Consider the following 18,418-nt stretch of genomic DNA (forward strand, 5'->3'; position numbering starts at 1 on the left):
CTGCCGCAAAGGGTGCCCATGTCGGCCACTGACGTTCGCCGCACCATCGATGCCGTGTGGCGCATGGAGTCGCCGCGCTTAATTGCCGGCCTGGCCCGCATCGTGCGCGACGTGGGCATGGCCGAGGAACTGGCGCAGGACGCACTAGTCGTGGCCTTGGAGCAATGGCCGGTGAGCGGCGTGCCGCGCAACCCCGGTGCCTGGTTGATGACCACCGCCAAGCACCGCGCCATCGACCAGCTGCGCCGGCAGGCGCTCCATCGCCGCAAAGAGGATGAGCTGACCCGCGAGATCGAGGATCAGCTCGCGCAGACCGTGGGGGACGCGGACGCCATGCTCGACGACCCGATTGGCGATGACCTGTTGAGCCTGATGTTCACCGCCTGCCATCCGCTGCTCTCCACCGAGGCGCGCGTGGCGCTCACCCTGCGCCTGCTCGGCGGCCTGACCACGCCGGAGATCGCCCGCGCCTTCCTGGTGCCCGAGCCCACCGTGGCGCAACGCATCGTGCGCGCCAAGCGCACGCTCAGCGAGGCGGAAGTGCCGTTCGAGGTACCGCGCGGCGAAGCGCTGAGTGTGCGGCTGGCCTCCGTGCTGGAGGTGATCTACCTCATCTTCAACGAGGGCTATGCCGCCAGCGCTGGAGATCATTGGATGCGTCCGGCGCTATGCGAAGAGGCGCTGCGACTAGGGCGCGTGCTCGCCGGCTTGGCACCGTTGGAGCCGGAAGTGCACGGCCTGGTCGCGTTGATGGAGATCCAGGCCTCGCGTACGCCCGCGCGCACCACCGCCAACGGCACGCCTATCCTGCTCGGCGAGCAGAACCGCGCCCGCTGGGACCAATTGCTGATTCGCCGTGGCCTGGCCGCACTGGAACGCGCCGAGAAGCTAGGCGGCGGCAAAGGCGTGTATGTACTGCAAGCCGCCATTGCCGCCTGCCATGCGCGCGCACGCCGTGTCGAGGACACGGACTGGGCGCGCATCGCCGCCCTGTACGACACATTGGCCCAGCGCTATCCCTCACCGGTCATCGCCTTGAACCGAGCCGTCGCCCACGCCATGGCCTTCGGCCCCGACGCGGGGCTAGCCCTGGTGGACGCGCTCGCCGACGAGCCGCGCCTACGCCAGTACCATCTCCTGCCCAGCGTACGTGGCGACTTGTTGCGACGCCTGGGGCACCCGGCAGAGGCGGGCCAGGAGTTCGAGCGCGCCGCCGCCCTCGCCAACAACACCCGCGAACGTGAGCTGCTGCTGCAACGCGCCGAGGCCATGCGCAGCACCGACGCCTGACCGGCATTGACGCGCACGGCACATGCCTCGGCGTATCACGGTGGCGGGGAATCGGGTGTCCGTCCTGGCGAAGCAACCGAGGTGGCATATGGGCCAGTACACGGGACGATGCTTTTGTGGCGCCGTCGAGTTCACCGTCAGCGGTGAGCCGGCAGCCATGGGTTACTGTCACTGCGCATCGTGCCGGCATTGGTCCGCCGGCCCGCTGAATGCCTTCACCTTGTGGCCACCCGAGGCCATCAAGGTAACCAAGGGCGCGGACCAGATCGGCACCTATCACAAGACGCCGATGAGTTTTCGCAAATGGTGCAAGCAGTGCGGTGGCCACCTCTTCGCCGAGCACCCACCGCTCAAGCTCACCGACGTGTTTGCGGCGATGATCCCGGATCTCGCCTTCGTTCCCGCACTGCACGTGAACTATCAGGAACGCGTGCTGCCAGTGAAGGACGGCCTGCCCAAGCTCAAGGATTTCCCCAAGGAATTCGGCGGCTCGGGCGACGTGCTGCCGGAGTGACTACCGCCACCTGACCGCAACCGGCAGGAAATGGCATGGCCCAAACGGTACATGCGATGCATGCCGGGCACGCGGGTATGATCCGCGCGCCCGGCCCGTCGGGCGCCATCCTCTTTACGGACGCTCGCCATGACCGACGCTGCACCGCGCCTCAAGCTCTCGCTGCACGACCTGACGTTCGCCGAAAACGCGCATGGCGACCTTTACGCCTCGCGCATCAGCCCCGTGGCCAGCCTGCTGGGTGCGAAGAAACTTGGCTATCGCGTGATCGAGCTGCCGCCAGGCAAGCGCGGTTGGCCGCGCCATCACCATTACGTCAACGAAGAACTCTTCGTGGTACTGGCCGGCACGGGTCAGTTCCGCCTTGGCGAACACACCATCGCCGTCAGCGAAGGTGACGTGCTTGCCGCACCTGCCGGCGGCCCGGAAACCGCGCACCAGTTCATCAACGACTCCGACGCGCCATTGCGCTACCTAGCCGTGAGCACCATGGAATCGCCGGACGTGATGGGCTACCCCGACACAGGCAAGTTCGCCGTGTTTGCCGGCAGCGCGCCGGGTGGCGCGAAGGAACAGCGTTCGTTCGAGCACGTGGGCCGGCTGGCCGACCAGGTCGACTATTGGGAAGAAACCTAAGCTCGGGGCGTGCCCTCGCGCGACGCCGCAGCCGCCACGCCCGGCATCGCCTGCAGCTGCCACTCGATCTGCGCGCACAATATATCGAGCGGCTCGTCCAGGCCCACCGCCACTGCGCGACCCAGGCGCACGCGCAACGAGGGCAGCGCATGCGGCGGATGCAGCACAGTGACGCCGCCTGCGCTCCATACGCCGGATACCGACAACGCGGGCAGCACAGCCAGCGCGTCACCACGATGCAGGCGACGACGCACCGCATCCACCGAACCCAGCGATACCAGCCGTACCGCCAGACCGCACGCCGCCGACCAGGCCTGCACTGCTTGATGCAGGGCCCCGCCCGGGTCAGGCACATAGATCGTCATGGCCGTGTCGAGCCACGGTTCGCTCGATGTCTCGGCGCCACCCAGCAGCCATAGTGGCACCTGTGCCACCTCGCGCAAGGTCATCCCCGTCGCCTCGGGCGAGGCAGCCATCGACGTTGGCAGCTCCATCGTCACAATGAGCTGCAGCTCGCCTTGCACCAGCCGACGATGCAAGGCCTCGCACAGGTCCACGGATACCTGCACATCAAGCGTGGGATGGGTCCGATGGAACGCCTCCAACACGCCCGGAAGTAAAGAGGCGCTGAGCGACTCGGTGGTGCCTAGATCCAGGCGCATCGGTGCACACAATGCCTCTGCCTGTGCGCGCTCCACGGCCTGAAGAATATGCCGCGCATGCGGCAGCAAGCGTTGCGCCACGGCCGTGAGCTGCGCGGTGCGCCCTTGGGCGCGCTCAAGCACTTCCGCGCCCAGCGCCCGCTCCAACGAGAGCAGCGTCTCCGAGAGCGTGGACTGCGCCATGCTCAACGCACGCGCAGCCTTGCCCACCGTGCCGTGCTCGGCCAGGGCCACAAGGGCGGCGAAATGACGGACTTCCAGTGACGGCTTCATAGACCCATCGGCGCAAGCGATGACGCGATCGCCATTTTGGCAAGCCCGTCATCGTATCGCACGCTGCGCGCTCCCTCATCCCGGAGCCACGCCATGCAACTCCCCTACAACACTGCGCTGATCGTGATCGACGTACAACAAGGCTTTCTCGACCCGCGCTGGGGCGAACGCAACAACCCACAGGCTGAACAGCAGATCGCCAAACTACTCCATGCTTGGCGCGACCTGGGCTTGCCGGTGATCCACGTGCAGCACGACTCGCGCTCTCCCAGCGGTGCCTTCGTGCCGGGCACGCCCGGCCACCAGCCCAAGCCTGAAGCCGCGCCGCTGCCGCACGAACCCGTGCACCACAAATCGGTGAACAGCGCCTTCATCGGCACCACGCTGGAAACCGAGCTGCGTTCGCGCGATATCGGCACGCTGATCATCACCGGCCTCACCACCAATCACTGTGTATCGACCACCGCGCGCATGGCCGGCAACTTCGGCTTCGACACTTACGTGGTCAGCGACGCCACGGCGACCTTCGCCCGCCCCACCCTCGACGGCCGCCCGCGCCCGGCGCAGGACGTACATGACGCCGCCCTCAGCGATCTCAACGACGAGTTCGCCCGCATCGTCAGCACCGCCGATGTACTGGCGGCGCTGGCGCGCCAATCGTCGAACGTCTAAGGCTTTGCTGATGACGCTGCCTTTTCCGCGTCGGTCAGCGGGCGATGGCCATAGCTGACCACGCGCGTCATCGCCCACGAGCCATCCTTGCCGCGCTGCCAGATCATCAGAAACTTGGCCGCGCCTTCGCACTGGCCGCCGTCGACCTGGCAAAAACGGTGTTCGCCTTCTTCGATGGCGCCATAGTCCTTGATGGGATACACCTTGAGCGTGGCCGGCAACAATTCGCGGCGCACCTTGTGGCAGATGTACTTGCGCGTGTTGGACACCACCGAATTCCGGTCAAAGGTGGCGCCGCCCTTGTCGTGATAGAACTCCACCGTCGGCGAGAAGTAACGGCTGAATGTGTCCATGTCGCAACGGTTGTACGCATCGAACACCTTGGCATCCAGCTCGGTGATTGTCTGCACTAGCGCGGCGTCGCCTTCCGGCTCAGCGGCGAAGGCAGGCGCGGCGCACGACAGCAGGGCGGTCACCATCAGAATGGACGACAGGTACTTCGTGGGTGACTTCCCCATATTGACTCTCCCTGACATGAGCAAAGCAAAGGCCTTCCAAGTGCAAGGCGTGGCGTTCATGCCACGCCTTTGCGAAATGATCGGCGGCGATTTTGCGTCAGCGCGATAGCTCGTTCTTCTCCACCTCGCCGGCCTTCATCACAAAACGCACATGTTCGAGCTGCGTGATGTCCTTGAGCGGTTCGCCGCTCACCGCGACGAGATCGGCGTAGTAGCCCGGCGCCAACGCACCCACCTTATCCTTGAGACCGAGCAGATCGGCGGCATTGACGGTGGCCGCCTGGATCGACTGCATGGGTGTCATGCCCCATTGGGTCATCTTGGCGAACTGCTTGCCGTTCCAACCATGGGGATACACGCCCGCATCGGTGCCGAAAGCGAGCTTTTCGCCAGCCTTCACCGCGCGCTGGAAGTTCTCGCGCTGCACGCGACCGACCATGCGCTCCTTTTCCACGGTGCTGGCCGGAAAGCCCTTCTTCGCGTATTCGTCGAGAATGTAGTCGTCGTTGTAGATGTCGAAGTCGAGATACGTGCCGTGCTGCTTGGCGAGCTTGAGGCCTTCGTCGTCGATCAGGCTGCTGTGCTCCACTGAATCCACACCGGCGCGTATGGCCATCTTGATCGCCTCGGCGCCATGCGCGTGGGCGGCCACCTTCTTGCCCCAGCGATGTGCCTCGTCCACCAGTGCATTCATTTCTTCCTGCGAATACTGCGGCGCACCCACTGAAGCCTCGGCGCTGAGTACACCGGCGCTGGCCATGAACTTGATCACGTCGGCGCCGTTCTTTACGTTCTCGCGCACACGGTGGCGGATGGCGTCCACACCATCGGCCACGCCATCGAAACCGTTGAAGGTAATCCAAGGCGAGAACCCGGTGGTGCCATCGGCATGGCCTCCGGTGGCGCCCAGCGGCGGGCCGGATACCAGCATGCGCGGGCCGGGCACGTCGCCACGGTTGATGGCGTTGCGCAACGCGACATCCACGTAATCGCCCGCCCCCAGATTGCGTACCGTGGTAAAGCCCGCGTCCAGCGTACGCTTGGCGTAGATCGGCGCCAGAATGGCCGAGTCGATGGAGCTGCGCTTGAGGATGGCTTCGTAGTAATCGCCCTTGATCTCGCCGGGGTCACCGGTGAGGTGCACATGGCAGTCGATCAGTCCCGGCAGCAAGGTAGCGCCACCCAGGTCGATCAGCTTGGCGTTGGCCGGTGCCTGGCCGTCATAGCGCACCTCCACGATGCGCTCGCCCTCGATGACCACCACCGGGTTGTCGCGCAGTTGCCCGCTTTGCGTATCCACCAGATGCGCGGCCCGCACGGCGATACGGGCAGGGGCCTGTGCCGGCGCGTCGTCGGCATGGGTCGTAGTGACGGTGAGGCTCAGGGTGATGGCGGCAAACAACGGCAACAGACGCATGTAGCAGACTCTCCGGCAGCGAGGACAATGACAGCGCGGGCGGATAGCCCGACGATGCGCCTCGCACCCCGGTTCTGCGTTATCCCCCTTCCCGCACCTTACCGCGAAACACGCGGAACGGCGCGCCAACTCATGGGCTAGTGCGCGGTGGGTGCCACCTCGGCCGCTACCTGCAGCACGGCCTTGGCGACCACCTCGGGTTGGTCCAGCTGCACGTCATGGGACGACTGCGCCACCTGCTGGCGTTGGCCGCGGGTGGAGCTGGCCGCGATACGCTCTTGCGTCCGGTCGCGCGCAGTTTCCAGCGCCTTGCGGTCCGATGGGGGTACATCGGCGTAGGTGTCGGCGGCCGTGAGCACACGCAAAGGTATGGCACCCAGCGATTCACTGGCTGGCACCGGTTTGGCGAACACCACCGTGTTGCTCTCAAGTTCCGACAACAAGGCATGCCAGAACGCTGGCTTGAGCTTGTTGGCCCGCGCGGCGTCATTGACGGCCGTGCTGGCCAGCGGGTTGGAAGCGGCCACGCATGCGCTCAACGCGGGCGCCGGTGTGGCGAGCTTGCCTTGCTCCGCTGCCTGGCCGCACTGGCGCACGAACTCCAGGCGTTTCGTATTCATCTGCACATCCGCCGCCGCCCAGGCAGGGGCGACGGCGGCGATATCCTGAGCAGACGGATCGACCAGGACCAGTCCCGCTACATCGGTCGGGTAGCGCTGTGTGTACAGGCGAACGATGTTCGTGCCCAGCGAGTGCCCCACCAGCACCAGCGGCGTGCCGAGCTTCGCCCGCCGTATCAGCGCATGCAGGTCGGCTACATCCGCATCAAGGTTGCGCGGCAGCGGCCCTGCGGCGCTGAAGCCAAAGCCGGCGCGGTCATAGGCGCACACGCGCCCATGCGCCGCCAGCAACGGCTGCACTCGGAACCAGGTGCTGCTGTCGGCATGACTGCCCGCCTCCAGCAGTACCGTGGGTTGACCGCTGCCCATGCAGCGCAGATTGAGTTGACGCCCGTCGGCCAAGGCCACCAGCGTGCCCGGCTTGGCGTAACTGTCCGGCATGCGTTGCGGCGGGACCGGCTCGCTGGCGAGCAACGGCGCGGTGAACCCCAGCATGACCCACAAGGCTGTTGCGCAGGACCATCCCTTCATGACGTATCCCCTCGCGTGGTGGCTGCCCGGCGACAGGCCGGGCCACGAGAAATGTCGACTCGGTTGCAGCAGAAAAGTTCGCCCGAGTCGAAGACGCATCAATAGGGGCGCGACTATGGGGGCAGCTTAGTTCAAGCTGGCCACCTCGATGCGTCCAGCGCGAGCTGCCTTTACCAGCGCAGCGTGATCGCGTTCGTTCTGGTCGGCATACGCCACCGAGAACGAGGCTATGGCATCGGCAAAGGTGTCGCTCTTGCCCAGGTAGGCCGCCAACAGCAAGGCGTCGCCAGAGCGCGCGTGGGCGCGCGCCAACGTGTGTGCGCACAAGCGCCCGTACCGGCGCAGGTTTCCACCGTTCATCAGCTCTACCTGCGGAGAGATCTTGGCGTCGCGCAGCTGGCGCACGTAGAAGTGGCGCGTGGGGCCTTGAGTCCAACCAAGGAACATGTCGCTGGCCGATTGCATCAAGCGCTGCCCCGCCACCACTCGCTCACCCTGATGGCGATAGGGATTTTTGTGGATGAACGGCGCGATGACCGATTGACGCGCCTCTTTGAATTGCAGAAACAACGGATCACCGCTGCCCGAGATCAACAAGAGGATGCCGCAGTAGGTGCCGACACTGCCCACGCCCACGACTTTCACCGCCGAATCGATGATCTGGAAACGATCCAACAATACGCGGCGCTCCGCCTGCAGTGACGCGCGGTAATCCTCGAAGGCCTTGGCTCGCTCGGCTTGCTCGATCGTCTCCTGCAACGCGGGGTCGTGATAGATCAAGGGCGGCTCGTCCTGGATGCGCACGGGGGAACCGCCGGCTACGGTGAGCTTGACGAACTCCTTGGTGTGCGCCGTTTGCTCCAGCGCCTTGCGCACGTTCTTGGTGGCGAGCTTCTTCATCTGCTCGTCCTGGATGCGATCGATAACCTCTTGCAGGTCGATGTGGTCGTACCAGGCATCCAGCAGCGGCATGTCGGCGTATGCGGCGAGGTAGTCGCGGTAAGCCGATGCGGCCTCCCAGGCTGCGTCACGGGCGTCGTCGCTGTTGCAGCCATTGGCGCGCGCCGCCACCACTAGGCTCGCGCACAAGCGCTTCACGTCCCACTCCCAGGGGCCAACGGTGGTTTCATCGAAATCATTGATGTCGAACACCAGCTTTCGCTCGGGCGTGGCAAAACCACCGAAGTTCACCAGGTGGGCATCACCACACACCTGCACGTGCACACCCGTGCTCGCCGTGGTCGACAAGTCGCTCGCCATGATCGCGGCGGCACCTCGATAGAACGCAAATGGCGAGGCCAGCATGCGGGCATAACGAAGCGGCACCAGCGACTCGATACGACCCTTGGAGCTTTCCATGAGAATGTCCACCGGGTCGGTGCGATGTGCCGGGGGCGTCCAACCGCCCAGTGTCTTGCGTGAGCACTGCTCGCGCAGGGTCTTGGCCATGGCTCGGCGTTGCTCGGGCGACTGGTGAAACGAGGCCTGGGAAAGCGGCGGAGTACTCGCTGGGGCAACCTTGCCAGGGCGCGAAGTTTGTGTGGAATGTTTCGCCTTGAGGGAGGCTTTCGCTGCGACAATATCGGGAGTGGATTCGGCAACGGTGGACATGACTTCCTCCTGGGCGAATCGAAAGGTAGGCCGGGCCGATCAAGTGCGCCGACGTGGCGCCATTTGACACCCGTATGCGTTCGATAGGAACGGGGGAGGAGCACCAGGGCGCAAACCTTCATCCGGCCGCCCGACGGCGTTGTCTTCTTCACGTAAGGGCTACTTTCGTGGTCGGATGCTCCCCGGCATGCCGGAGACATCGATCATGCGCCCCAAGCTGCTGTTGCTGCCCCTGTTGCTGTCCGTAGCTGCCTGCCAGCCATCCCAGCCGCCAGCGGAAAGCGCGGGTGCACCGGCCGCCGCCCCAACAGCAGCGCATACGGTAGCAACGACCACACCGCCACCGGCCGTCCACGTCTACGCCTATCAATGCGGCGAGCTGGCGGTAACGGGCCGCTTTGCGGCTGACAAGGTCACGCTCAGCTTCAATGGCAAGACGCTGGAGTTGCCGCAAGCCATGTCCGCCTCCGGCGCGCGCTACGCCGATGGCCAAGGTAACGAGTTTTGGGGTAAGGGTCTGAAGGACGCGACGTTCACGCTCGCCGGGGAGCCTGCACGCACATGCAGCGGCTCTGGCGAGGCGTTGCCTTCCCACTGATCGCGCGGAGAGGCCTCTTTCCATGTTCAAGGAACTGGTGCAGACCGCGCTGCTGCTGATCACGGGCCTGTTTCCCATCATCAACCCGCCGGCGTCCGCGCTGATCGTGCTGAGCATGGTGCCCAATGCCACGCCGGCGGATCGCAGCGAGTTGGCGTGGCGCATTACGGTGAACAGCTTCGCCATCCTGCTGGGTTCGCTGCTGATCGGCGCCTATGTACTGGCCTTCTTCGGCATCTCCATTCCGGTGCTGCGCGTGGCCGGCGGCCTGATCATCGGCATGGCGGGCTGGGGTTTATTGCAGGCGCCCGACGAAGAAGAGACCCAGGGCGAGGCCGAGGAACTGAAGGCGCACCGCAGCCCCGCCTCGCTGGCCGCCAAGGCGTTTTATCCGCTAACGATGCCGCTGACCGTGGGCCCGGGCTCCATCGCGGTGGCCATTGCACTGGGTACCGGCTCACCGCGCGAAGGCCTCTCTGCCGGGCATTTCGCCGGCGTGGGCGTGGCGCTGCTGGTGCTGTGCGCCAGCATTTACCTGTGCGTGCGTTTCGCCGGTGACCTGGAGCGTTTGCTGGGCACGGTAGGCACCAAGATCACCATGCGCCTGTTTGCCTTCGTGATCTTCTGCATCGGCGTGCAGCTGTTCTGGAATGGCCTGTCCGAATTGCTGGAATCGGTGCACTGGAAGTAATTCAACGATGCGAAGGCGCACGCGCCAATGCCCAGACATCCACACGCTGCACGCCGGCACGACGCAGCAGGACCGCGCACTCGCGCAGCGTGGCGCCGGTGGTCATCACGTCATCGAACAGCGCCACGTGCGTCGGCCACGTGGCGCCATCCGCCAGCTCAAAGGCGGCACGCACGTTGCGGCGGCGTGCGAGTGCGCCCAGTTCGGTTTGCGCCGCGGTGGCGCGCGTGCGCCGCAAGAGATCGTGCCGAAGGGTAACGTTCAACGCGCGGGCAAGCGGACGCACCAGCTCCAGTGCCTGGTTGTAACCGCGCTCGCGCAGGCGCGTGCGATGCAGCGGCACCGGCACGATGGCTTGGGGCAATTCAGGCAATGGTTCGCGAAGGCAGAGCTGCGAGAGCACGCGACCAGCGGCAAGGTCACCGGCGAACTTGAAACGCGACTCCAGCCGATCCAGCGGCCAGCCGTAACGAAACGGCACCCAAGCCGTGTGCCACGGCGGCTTGCGTCGCTGGCATTGGCCGCACAACAGCGCAGCCTGGGGCAGCGGCAACGCGCAACGAGCGCAGCACGAGCGATTGCGCGGCAATTCGGCGGCGCAGTCGTGACACAGATCTAGCTCGTCGGCGCCCTGGCCACCGCAAAGCAGGCAGCGCAAGGGCAGGACGAAATCGCGCAACGCACGCTGCGTCGACTGCCACCATCGCCGCGCCTCCATGCGCCTGACGCCTTCAGCCCTTGGGCTTGAACATGGCCGCGTCGAGGATCGACCACAGGTGGATGATCCAGCCGAGCCACACGATCCACAGGATGGCCGCCAGCACGAACATCACTAGGGCGATCCAGAACCGGCCCTGCACCAGTTGGCCCAGGCCGGGGATGAAGAAACTGCAGATCGCCGCGAGCACATTGCCCGCGCTGCCTTGCCCTGTACTCATGCCCCAAGCTCCTCGTGCGTGGTTCAGCGGATGGTAGCGGCTGCCATACGTTGGCGCATCGTCAACCTATAGTGACTTTAGAAAGTTGACAAGAAAAAGCGCCCTGCCACACTGTCGCGCTTTCCCCACACCCAGAGCTGTCGCCATGGCCTCTCCGATCCGCCACGACTGGACCCGCGCCGACGTCGCCGCGCTGTTCGCGCTGCCCTTCAACGACCTGCTGCACCGCGCCCATACCGTGCATCGCGAGTACCACGACCCCAACGCGGTGCAGGTATCGACCCTGCTGTCGATCAAGACCGGCGGCTGCCCCGAGGATTGCGCCTACTGCCCGCAGGCGGCGCGCTACGACACCGGCGTGCAAGCCCAGAAGCTGATGAGCGTGGAAGCCGTACTGGCGCGCGCCCAGGCTGCCAAGAACGCCGGCGCCAGCCGCTTCTGCATGGGCGCCGCCTGGCGCAGCCCCAAGGACCGCGACGTGGAGAAGGTGGCCGAGATCGTGCGAGCGGTGAAGGGCCTGGGTCTGGAAACCTGCGCCACGCTGGGCATGCTCAACGGCAGCCAGGCCGCCACGCTCAAGCAGGCGGGCCTGGATTACTACAACCACAACCTGGACACCGCGCCTGAGTTCTACGGCGAGATCATCCACACCCGCCAGTACCAAGATCGCCTCGATACGCTCGAACACGTGCGCGAAGCGGGCCTGAAGACTTGCTGCGGCGGCATTGTCGGCATGGGCGAAACGCGCGATCAACGCGCCGGCCTGCTGCAGACGCTGGCCACCCTGCCCGAGCATCCCGAGTCGGTACCGATCAATCAGCTGGTGCAGGTGGAAGGCACGCCGCTCAACGGCACCGATGCGATCGATCCGTTCGACTTCGTGCGCACCATCGCGGTGGCGCGCATCTTGATGCCGGCCTCCATGGTGCGCCTCTCGGCCGGCCGCCAGCAGATGGACGACGCTGTGCAGGCGCTGTGCTTCTTCGCCGGCGCCAACTCGATTTTCTACGGCGAAAAGCTGCTGACCACCGGCAACCCCGACGTGGAACACGACCGCGCGCTGTTCAAGCGCCTGGATCTGCACCCGCTGGAAGTGGTGGAGGAAAGCGAAACGGTGCACGCGGACATTCTCGAAGCGGATACCGGCAGCTGCGGCCAGACCTGCGGCTGCGCCGCCTGAGGCACCGCAAGCTCCGCCATGACGCGCCCGTCGCTCACTGAACGCCTGGCCCGCCACAGCGCCGAACGCGCGGCGGCGGGCTTGCATCGGCGCCTGCGCACCGTGCAGCGCGCCGATGGCCCGTGGGTGGAGCGCGACGGACGCCGCCTGCTGTCGTTCTGCAGCAATGACTACCTGGGCCTCGCCCAACACCCCACGCTGGTGCATGCCCTGCAGCAAGCGGCGACGGAAAGCGGCGTGGGCAGTGCCTCGGCACACCTCATCGGCGGCCATCGCACCGAGCATGCCGCACTGGAAGAAGCCCTGGCCGAGTGGACCGGCTACGAACGCGCCCTGCTGTTCTCCACCGGCTACATGGCCAACCTGGGCGTGATGCAGGCCCTGCTGCAACGCGACGACCTGTGCGTGCAGGACAAGCTCAACCACGCCTGCCTGCTCGATGGCGCGCAACTGGCCGGCGCCCGGCTCAAGCGCTACCCGCATGCTGACGTGGATGGCGCGGCCCGCCAGCTCGCCAGCGAGCCCGACGCGGCCGCCCTGCTCGCCACCGATGGCGTGTTCAGCATGGACGGCGATATCGCGCCCCTGCCCGCCCTCGTCGCGCTGTGCCACGCCCATGGCGCCACCTTGATGGTGGATGACGCCCACGGCCTGGGCGTGCTCGGCGCGCATGGCCAAGGCAGTGTGAGCGCTGCTGGACTGGACCAGGCCGACGTACCGGTGCTGATGGCCACGCTGGGCAAGGCCCTGGGCTGCAGCGGCGCCTTCGTCGCCGGCTCGGCGGACCTGATCGATGGCCTGGTGCAATCCGCGCGCACCTATATCTACACCACCGCCATGCCCCCGGCGCTGGCGGCGGCCACGCTGGCAGCCGTGCGGCTAGCGCAGGCGGAAAGCTGGCGCCGCGACAAGCTCCACGCGTTGATCGCCCGGTTCCGCCAGGGCGCCGCCCAGCTAGGCCTGCCCCTCATGCCCTCGCCCACCGCCATCCAGCCGCTGCTGCTGGGCGACGCCGAGGCTGCCCTCACCGCCTCGCAGGCGCTGGAACAGCAAGGTTTCCTGGTTACCGCCATCCGCCCGCCCACCGTACCGGCGGGCAAGGCGCGCCTGCGCATCACCTTGTCGGCCGCGCACGAGGAAACCCAGGTGGATCGCCTGCTGGACGCGCTCTCGCGGCTCCCCGCCGGGGCCGTACAGGGCCGGCCGGTATAATGGCGTCCTCGCTGTAGCCCCATCCCCCATGTCCATCATCAATCTTTCCGCCTACCGCTTCGTCAGCCTGGACGACCTGCCCGCGCTGCGCGAGCGGGTACTCGAACGCTGCCTGGCGCTGGAGCTCAAGGGCACGATTCTGCTCGCGCCCGAGGGCATCAACCTGTTCCTCGCCGGTCCGCGCGAGCCGATCGATGCCTTCATGGACTGGCTACGCAGCGACTCGCGCTTCGCCGGACTGGAGCCAAAGGAGTCGGTGTCCGAGCAGGTGCCCTTCGGCCGCATGCGTGTACGGCTGAAGAAAGAGATCATCACCATGCGCATGCCCACCATCCGCCCGGAAGGCGGGCGCGCGCCATCGGTGAAGCCCGCCACGTTGCAACGCTGGCTGGCGCAGGGCCACGACGACGAGGGCCGCGACGTGGTGCTGCTGGATACGCGCAACGACTACGAAACCGACGTGGGCCTGTTCGAGCAGGCGGTGGATTACCGCATTGCCAGCTTCACCGAGTTTCCCGCCGCCCTTGCCGACGATCGCGAACGCTTTGCCGACAAGACGGTGGTGTCCTACTGCACCGGCGGCATCCGCTGCGAAAAGGCCGCGCTGCACATGCAGGACATCGGCATCGAGCACGTGTACCAGTTGGAAGGCGGCATCCTGAAGTACTTCGAGGAAACCGACGGCAGCCATTGGCGCGGCGCCTGCTTCGTGTTCGACGAACGCGGCGCGGTGGACAAAGGCCTGGCCCCGGCGCCGTTGGACCCCAACGGCGAGCCGACCGCATGAGCCTGCACATCGAAGTGCACGGCCATGGCGAAGTGCCCGTGGTGCTGCTGCACGGCTGGGCCATGCACGGCGGCATGATGGAACCCCTGTGCGAAGCGCTGGCTGATCGCTGCAGCTTGCACGTGGTGGACCTGCCCGGCCATGGCTACTCGCGCCACAGCACGCTGCCGCTGGAGCCCTCGGCCTGTGCCGAGGCGATTGCCGAGCGCACGCCGCCGGCCATCTGGATCGGCTGGTCGCTGGGCGGCTTGATCGCGCTCACCGCCGCGCTGGAGCACCCGCATCACGCACGCGGCCTGGGCGTGATCTGCGGTACGCCCAAGTTCTCGCGCAACGAGGATTGGCCGCACGGCAGCGACCCTCGCTTGGTGCGCCAGCTCGCCGACGACCTGGAAACCGACTACCACGCCACGCTGGAGCGCTTCATCGCGCTCGAAGCCATGGGCAGCCCCGATCCGCGCGCGGAACTGCGTCATCTGCGCCAACTGATGTTCACCCGCGGCGAGCCGGACCTGCGCGTGTTGCAGGAAGGCATCCGTATTCTGGAAAGCACCGACCGTCGCGCCGAGCTGCCAGGCCTGGACGTGCCCAACGTATGGATCGCCGGCCATCGCGACCGCCTGGTGCCGCCGCCCGCCATGGCGTGGTCGGCCGAGCAAGGTCGGGGCGAGTACGTGGAGATCGCCCACGCCGGCCACGCGCCGTTCTTCGGTTACGCCTCGAACGTGGCGGCCGCACTGTCGCCGCTGCTGGATCGCTTCGCATGAGCAACTCGCATTTCGACCAACACCAGGTGCGCCGCAACTTCGGTCGCGCCGCCAGCACTTACGAACACCACGATGCCCTGCAGCGCGAAGTGCAAACGCTGCTGCTCGATCGCCTGGGTTTTTACCTGGACACGCCCGAGCGCGTGATCGACGTGGGCGCCGGCACCGGGCGCGGCACCGCGCTGCTGCGCAAGCGCTATCCCAAGGCGCAGGTGATCGCCATGGACCTGGCGCTGCCGATGCTGCACGCCGCCAAGAAGCACGTGAGCTGGCTCAAGCCGTTCCAGCGCGTGTGCGCCGAAGCCACCGCACTGCCGCTGCCCGACCACAGCGTGGACGTGCTGCACTCCAACCTTTGTTTCCAGTGGATCGACGACCTGCCCGCGCTGTTCGGCGAATGCGTACGCGTACTCAAGCCCGGCGGCTTGCTGGTGTTCTCCACCTTCGGCCCGGACACACTCAAGGAACTGCGCGCCGCCTGGGCCGAGGCCGACGAGCAACCGCACGTAAGCCGCTTCCTGGACATGCACGACCTGGGCGACGCCATGATCAGCGCCGGCCTGCGCGACCCGGTGCTGGACGTGGACCGCTACACCCTCACCTACAGCGAGCCGCGTCTGCTGCTCAAGGAGTTGCAGGGCCTGGGCGCGACCAACGCCGACCGCGAACGCGAACGGCATCTGCTGGGCAAACGGCATTACCAGCGCATGCTGGCCGCGTACGAAACGATGCGCGTGGATGGCCGTATTCCGGCGACTTGGGAAGTGGTCACCGCCCACGCCTGGGGCCCGCCGCCGGGCCAGTCGCGCCGCATGGCCGGTGGCGGCGAAATGGCGAGCTTCTCCATCGACAGCCTGCGCGGCTCGCGTCGACGCTAATGGGGAACATGGGCGGCAGCCGCCGCCCATGCCCGTCACCCTTGGGTCAGAGGATCAACGTGCACTGCTGCACGCCGGCCTTGCCCTTCGATTCGTCCACCTCATGCAGCGCCGAGCGTGCAGCGAACATGCCCATCTTGATTTCCTGCCAGACGAAATAAGTCTGCCCCGCCTTCACGTCCAGATTCAGCGTGGCATCCACTTCGCTCTTGGACACGATGGTGTGCTGCCCCGGCGCGAGTTCCTTGCGCAGATAGGTCTTGGACGCGGTATCGCCCGCGGCCTGGCCATCAATGAGCAACGGCATCTTGATCGCCGCGCCCATCGACTCGTTGCGATAGATGTACACCACGGCCTTATCCGTCGACGGCTCGAACAACTTGGCCTGTGCATCCGCACTCTTGCTGGCCATGGGCACGCTGGCGCAGCCCGTGAGAACCAATGCTGCCAGCAACGACACGCACATCAATAGCTTGCGAAACATCCTCTCCCCCTTCGTCAAAACGTCCTGTGAGCGCCGCCGCACCCATAAACCCCCTGTCTACAGGCACGCGGCGGCGGCGATACTCGCATACAGGTTCATGCGATGAGGATGGCAAAATCGGCCACGTGCCGCGCAATATTTTGCGATTACGGATTGACTCAGCGCGCGTGACGGAAACAGCTCACCGTGTGGTCGTTGACCATGCCGGTGGCCTGCATGAAGGCGTAGCAGATGGTGGTGCCGACGAAGCGGAAGCCGCGCTTCTTGAGCGTCTTGCTCATGTGATCCGATAACGGCGTACTCGCCGGCACGTCGCCTTGCCCGGTCCAGGTGTTGCGAATGGGTTTGCCATCCACGAACGACCACAGGTAACGATCCAGGCTGCCGGATTCGGCGATCACCGATTGCGCGACGATGGCGTTGTCGCGCGTGGCGTACACCTTGAGGCGGTTGCGCACGATGCCCGGGTCGAGCAGTGCCTTCTCCAATTCGCGGTCCTTCATGGCCGCCACACGGTCGATGTCGAAGCCGTGGAACACGCGACGGTAGTGTTCGCGCTTGAGCAAAATGGTGCGCCAAGAGAGGCCCGCCTGCGCGCCCTCCAGGCACAGGAATTCGAACAGCGCCTGGTCATCGTGCAGCGGCGTGCCCCACTCGGTGTCGTGGTAGTCGTGCATGTCAGGGCTCTCGCCCCAGGGGCAGCGCACCCGCGCCTTGCCGTTCTTGCCGCTCATGAATTGCTCCTGCTCAGGCGGCGGGTGTGCCGCGACGTCGAATAAAGCCCAGTACCGCACCGACAATGGCCGCTAGCACGGCAAGCCACAACCAAAACGAGAACACCAAGGTGGGCAGGTCCCACAGGCCGATCAGCAACAACACGGCGGACGCCGCGAACAGCACTTCGCGCGCCGGCCGGCGCAGCAGCAGGCCCAGGCTGGCCACCAACAACATCAAGGCACCGAGCACGGAGGGCGCGGCTTTCACCAACGACATCTCGCCTTGCTGCACCATCTGCACCAGCACCGGGAAGCGGAACAGCATGCCGACGTAGGCCGCCAGGCCCACGCAGGCCACCCATGCATTCCATGGACTCGTCCGGATCATCCGCGATCCCCTTGTATGTTTTCAGGCAAGCCACGACGCTATCCCACCCATGCGCGCGTCACAAGGCCGCGCCTGTCGCGGGCCCCCATCTCGACGGAACGACATGACTGCACCCACTCACTCGCGCGGCGCCATGGCGGCGCTGCTCGCCACCATCCTGATCTGGGCCTACAGCTGGGTGGTGATGAAGCAGGTCCTCACGCACGCGGGCCCATTCGACTTTGCGGCGATCCGCTATGTGCTGGGCGCGCTGGTGCTGTTCGGTGCACTGCTGGTCACGCGCCAGTCGTTGCGGCCGCCGCCGCTGTTGCCCACGGTGTTGATCGGCCTGTGCCAGACCACCGCCTTCCAGGGCCTGGGCCAGTTGGCGCTGGTGAGTGGCGGTGTCGGCCGCGTGGCCTTGCTTGCCTACACCATGCCGTTCTGGGCGGTGCTGCTGGCGTGGGTGATCCTGCACGAACGCCTTACGCCGCAGCGCTGGCTGGGTCTGGGGCTGGCGGCGCTGGGATTGACCTGCATCATCGAGCCTTGGCACGGACTGGGTAATCTCACCAGCACCTTGCTCGCCATCGGCGCCGGTGCGGCCTGGGCGATGGGCACGGTGCTGAGCAAACGTGTGTTTCTGCGCCACGGCCCCACGCCGCTCAACCTCACCGCCTGGCAGATGCTGTTCGGCGCGCTGGCCTTGGTGGTGGTGGCTTTGTGCGTGCCGCAGCGCTCCATCGACTGGACCTGGGGCTTCATCGGCGGGCTGGCCTACAGCGTGGTGATGGCCTCCAGCCTGGCCTGGGGCTTGTGGCTGGTGGTGTTGCAGCGCCTGCCCACGGCAGTGGCGAGCCTGGCCAGCCTGGGTGTGCCGATCGTGAGCGTGCTGCTGGCGTGGCTGATCCTGCACGAGCAACCCAGCAGCATGGAGGTGCTGGGCATCGGCTTCGTGCTGCTCGGCCTGCTCGCCGTGAGCGGCGTACGCCTGCAGCGGCGTTGAGCGTCGCCGCGCTAAAATGCGCGGTCTATTTGCAGGAGGACACGCAATTG

The 18,418-nt window shown here is 66.1% G+C and carries 22 protein-coding genes; 12 read left to right on the plus strand and 10 right to left on the minus strand.

The features are described from left to right. The first annotated feature begins 18 nt into the window (after window positions 1-18). From AC3G2C_RS15025 to AC3G2C_RS15035, 3 genes are all read left to right on the plus strand, one after another. On the plus strand, window positions 19-1,290 hold the full coding sequence (locus tag AC3G2C_RS15025) for an RNA polymerase sigma factor (protein ID WP_488385432.1): 1,272 nt from the start codon (window positions 19-21) through the stop codon (window positions 1,288-1,290). An 88-nt stretch (window positions 1,291-1,378) separates the two neighbouring features. Further along, entirely contained in the window at window positions 1,379-1,804 is a 426-nt protein-coding gene (locus tag AC3G2C_RS15030; RefSeq protein ID WP_488385433.1) for a GFA family protein, read from the plus strand. A 129-nt stretch (window positions 1,805-1,933) separates the two neighbouring features. Continuing rightward, entirely contained in the window at window positions 1,934-2,440 is a 507-nt protein-coding gene (locus AC3G2C_RS15035; RefSeq protein WP_488385434.1) for a cupin domain-containing protein, read from the plus strand. Here AC3G2C_RS15035 and AC3G2C_RS15040 read toward each other — a convergent pair. Continuing rightward, entirely contained in the window at window positions 2,437-3,375 is a 939-nt protein-coding gene (locus AC3G2C_RS15040; protein WP_488385435.1) for a LysR family transcriptional regulator, read from the minus strand. The genes AC3G2C_RS15035 and AC3G2C_RS15040 overlap by 4 nt on opposite strands. A gap of 93 nt (window positions 3,376-3,468) precedes the next feature. Here AC3G2C_RS15040 and AC3G2C_RS15045 point away from each other — a divergent pair, with 93 nt between their 5' ends. Further along, window positions 3,469-4,047, plus strand: coding sequence for a cysteine hydrolase family protein (locus AC3G2C_RS15045; protein WP_488385436.1), 579 nt, complete (start codon window positions 3,469-3,471; stop codon window positions 4,045-4,047). Here the strand turns inward: AC3G2C_RS15045 and AC3G2C_RS15050 are convergent. The 4 genes from AC3G2C_RS15050 to AC3G2C_RS15065 all read right to left on the minus strand — a co-directional run bounded on the left by AC3G2C_RS15050 (window position 4,044) and on the right by AC3G2C_RS15065 (window position 8,582). Next, window positions 4,044-4,565, minus strand: coding sequence for a nuclear transport factor 2 family protein (locus AC3G2C_RS15050; RefSeq protein ID WP_488385437.1), 522 nt, complete (start codon window positions 4,563-4,565; stop codon window positions 4,044-4,046). The two genes, AC3G2C_RS15045 and AC3G2C_RS15050, sit on opposite strands and share 4 nt — an antisense overlap. A 97-nt stretch (window positions 4,566-4,662) precedes the next feature. Beyond that, window positions 4,663-5,982: a Xaa-Pro dipeptidase gene (locus tag AC3G2C_RS15055; protein ID WP_488385438.1), complete on the minus strand. Its 1,320-nt coding sequence runs from the start codon at window positions 5,980-5,982 to the stop codon at window positions 4,663-4,665. Window positions 5,983-6,119: 137 nt separating this feature from the next. Then, window positions 6,120-7,133 carry an alpha/beta fold hydrolase gene (locus tag AC3G2C_RS15060; RefSeq protein WP_488385439.1) on the minus strand — a complete coding sequence of 338 codons (1,014 nt, stop codon included), beginning with the start codon at window positions 7,131-7,133 and terminating at the stop codon, window positions 6,120-6,122. 126 nt (window positions 7,134-7,259) lie between these two features. Continuing rightward, a complete protein-coding gene (locus AC3G2C_RS15065) occupies window positions 7,260-8,582 on the minus strand; it encodes a DUF2252 domain-containing protein (protein WP_488385440.1) in 1,323 nt (440 codons plus the stop codon). A 367-nt stretch (window positions 8,583-8,949) separates the two neighbouring features. Here AC3G2C_RS15065 and AC3G2C_RS15070 point away from each other — a divergent pair, with 367 nt between their 5' ends. Next, complete coding sequence (locus AC3G2C_RS15070; RefSeq protein ID WP_488385441.1) at window positions 8,950-9,342, plus strand: MliC family protein; 393 nt, start codon at window positions 8,950-8,952, stop codon at window positions 9,340-9,342. Window positions 9,343-9,364: 22 nt separating this feature from the next. Next, a complete protein-coding gene (locus AC3G2C_RS15075; RefSeq protein ID WP_488385442.1) occupies window positions 9,365-10,033 on the plus strand; it encodes a MarC family protein in 669 nt (222 codons plus the stop codon). Between the two features lies 1 nt (window position 10,034). Here AC3G2C_RS15075 and AC3G2C_RS15080 read toward each other — a convergent pair whose 3' ends face one another. Beyond that, complete coding sequence (locus AC3G2C_RS15080) at window positions 10,035-10,751, minus strand: ComF family protein (protein ID WP_488385443.1); 717 nt, start codon at window positions 10,749-10,751, stop codon at window positions 10,035-10,037. A gap of 13 nt (window positions 10,752-10,764) precedes the next feature. Then, entirely contained in the window at window positions 10,765-10,971 is a 207-nt protein-coding gene (locus tag AC3G2C_RS15085; protein WP_488385444.1) for a hypothetical protein, read from the minus strand. Between the two features lie 145 nt (window positions 10,972-11,116). On the opposite strand from AC3G2C_RS15085, the gene bioB reads away from it, so the two are divergent. The 5 genes from bioB to bioC are packed head-to-tail and all read left to right on the plus strand — an operon-like array spanning window position 11,117 to window position 15,795. Next, on the plus strand, window positions 11,117-12,151 hold the full coding sequence (bioB, locus tag AC3G2C_RS15090) for a biotin synthase BioB (protein WP_488385445.1): 1,035 nt from the start codon (window positions 11,117-11,119) through the stop codon (window positions 12,149-12,151). A gap of 18 nt (window positions 12,152-12,169) precedes the next feature. After that, window positions 12,170-13,363, plus strand: coding sequence for an 8-amino-7-oxononanoate synthase (gene bioF, locus AC3G2C_RS15095; RefSeq protein ID WP_488385446.1), 1,194 nt, complete (start codon window positions 12,170-12,172; stop codon window positions 13,361-13,363). Between the two features lie 28 nt (window positions 13,364-13,391). After that, complete coding sequence (locus AC3G2C_RS15100) at window positions 13,392-14,150, plus strand: sulfurtransferase (protein ID WP_488385447.1); 759 nt, start codon at window positions 13,392-13,394, stop codon at window positions 14,148-14,150. Continuing rightward, window positions 14,147-14,917: a pimeloyl-ACP methyl ester esterase BioH gene (gene bioH / locus AC3G2C_RS15105; protein ID WP_488385448.1), complete on the plus strand. Its 771-nt coding sequence runs from the start codon at window positions 14,147-14,149 to the stop codon at window positions 14,915-14,917. Before AC3G2C_RS15100 ends, bioH begins: the two co-directional genes overlap by 4 nt. Then, window positions 14,914-15,795 (plus strand): malonyl-ACP O-methyltransferase BioC, encoded by an 882-nt coding sequence (gene bioC, locus AC3G2C_RS15110; RefSeq protein ID WP_488385449.1) that lies wholly within the window; start codon window positions 14,914-14,916, stop codon window positions 15,793-15,795. The genes bioH and bioC overlap by 4 nt, the downstream gene beginning before the upstream one ends. 46 nt (window positions 15,796-15,841) lie before the next feature. On the opposite strand, the gene AC3G2C_RS15115 is transcribed toward bioC, so the two are convergent. The 3 genes from AC3G2C_RS15115 to AC3G2C_RS15125 form a co-directional block, all read right to left on the minus strand. Next, window positions 15,842-16,279, minus strand: coding sequence for a DUF2846 domain-containing protein (locus AC3G2C_RS15115; protein ID WP_488385450.1), 438 nt, complete (start codon window positions 16,277-16,279; stop codon window positions 15,842-15,844). A gap of 158 nt (window positions 16,280-16,437) precedes the next feature. After that, window positions 16,438-17,013, minus strand: a complete 576-nt coding sequence (locus tag AC3G2C_RS15120) for a DNA-3-methyladenine glycosylase I (protein WP_488385451.1) — start codon at window positions 17,011-17,013, stop codon at window positions 16,438-16,440. 13 nt (window positions 17,014-17,026) lie between these two features. Next, window positions 17,027-17,383: a hypothetical protein gene (locus tag AC3G2C_RS15125; RefSeq protein WP_488385452.1), complete on the minus strand. Its 357-nt coding sequence runs from the start codon at window positions 17,381-17,383 to the stop codon at window positions 17,027-17,029. A 103-nt stretch (window positions 17,384-17,486) separates the two neighbouring features. On the opposite strand from AC3G2C_RS15125, the gene AC3G2C_RS15130 reads away from it, so the two are divergent. Then, on the plus strand, window positions 17,487-18,368 hold the full coding sequence (locus tag AC3G2C_RS15130; protein ID WP_488385453.1) for a DMT family transporter: 882 nt from the start codon (window positions 17,487-17,489) through the stop codon (window positions 18,366-18,368). The last annotated feature ends 50 nt before the right edge of the window (window positions 18,369-18,418 follow it).

The organism is Frateuria sp. sgz306004, from assembly GCF_057750885.1.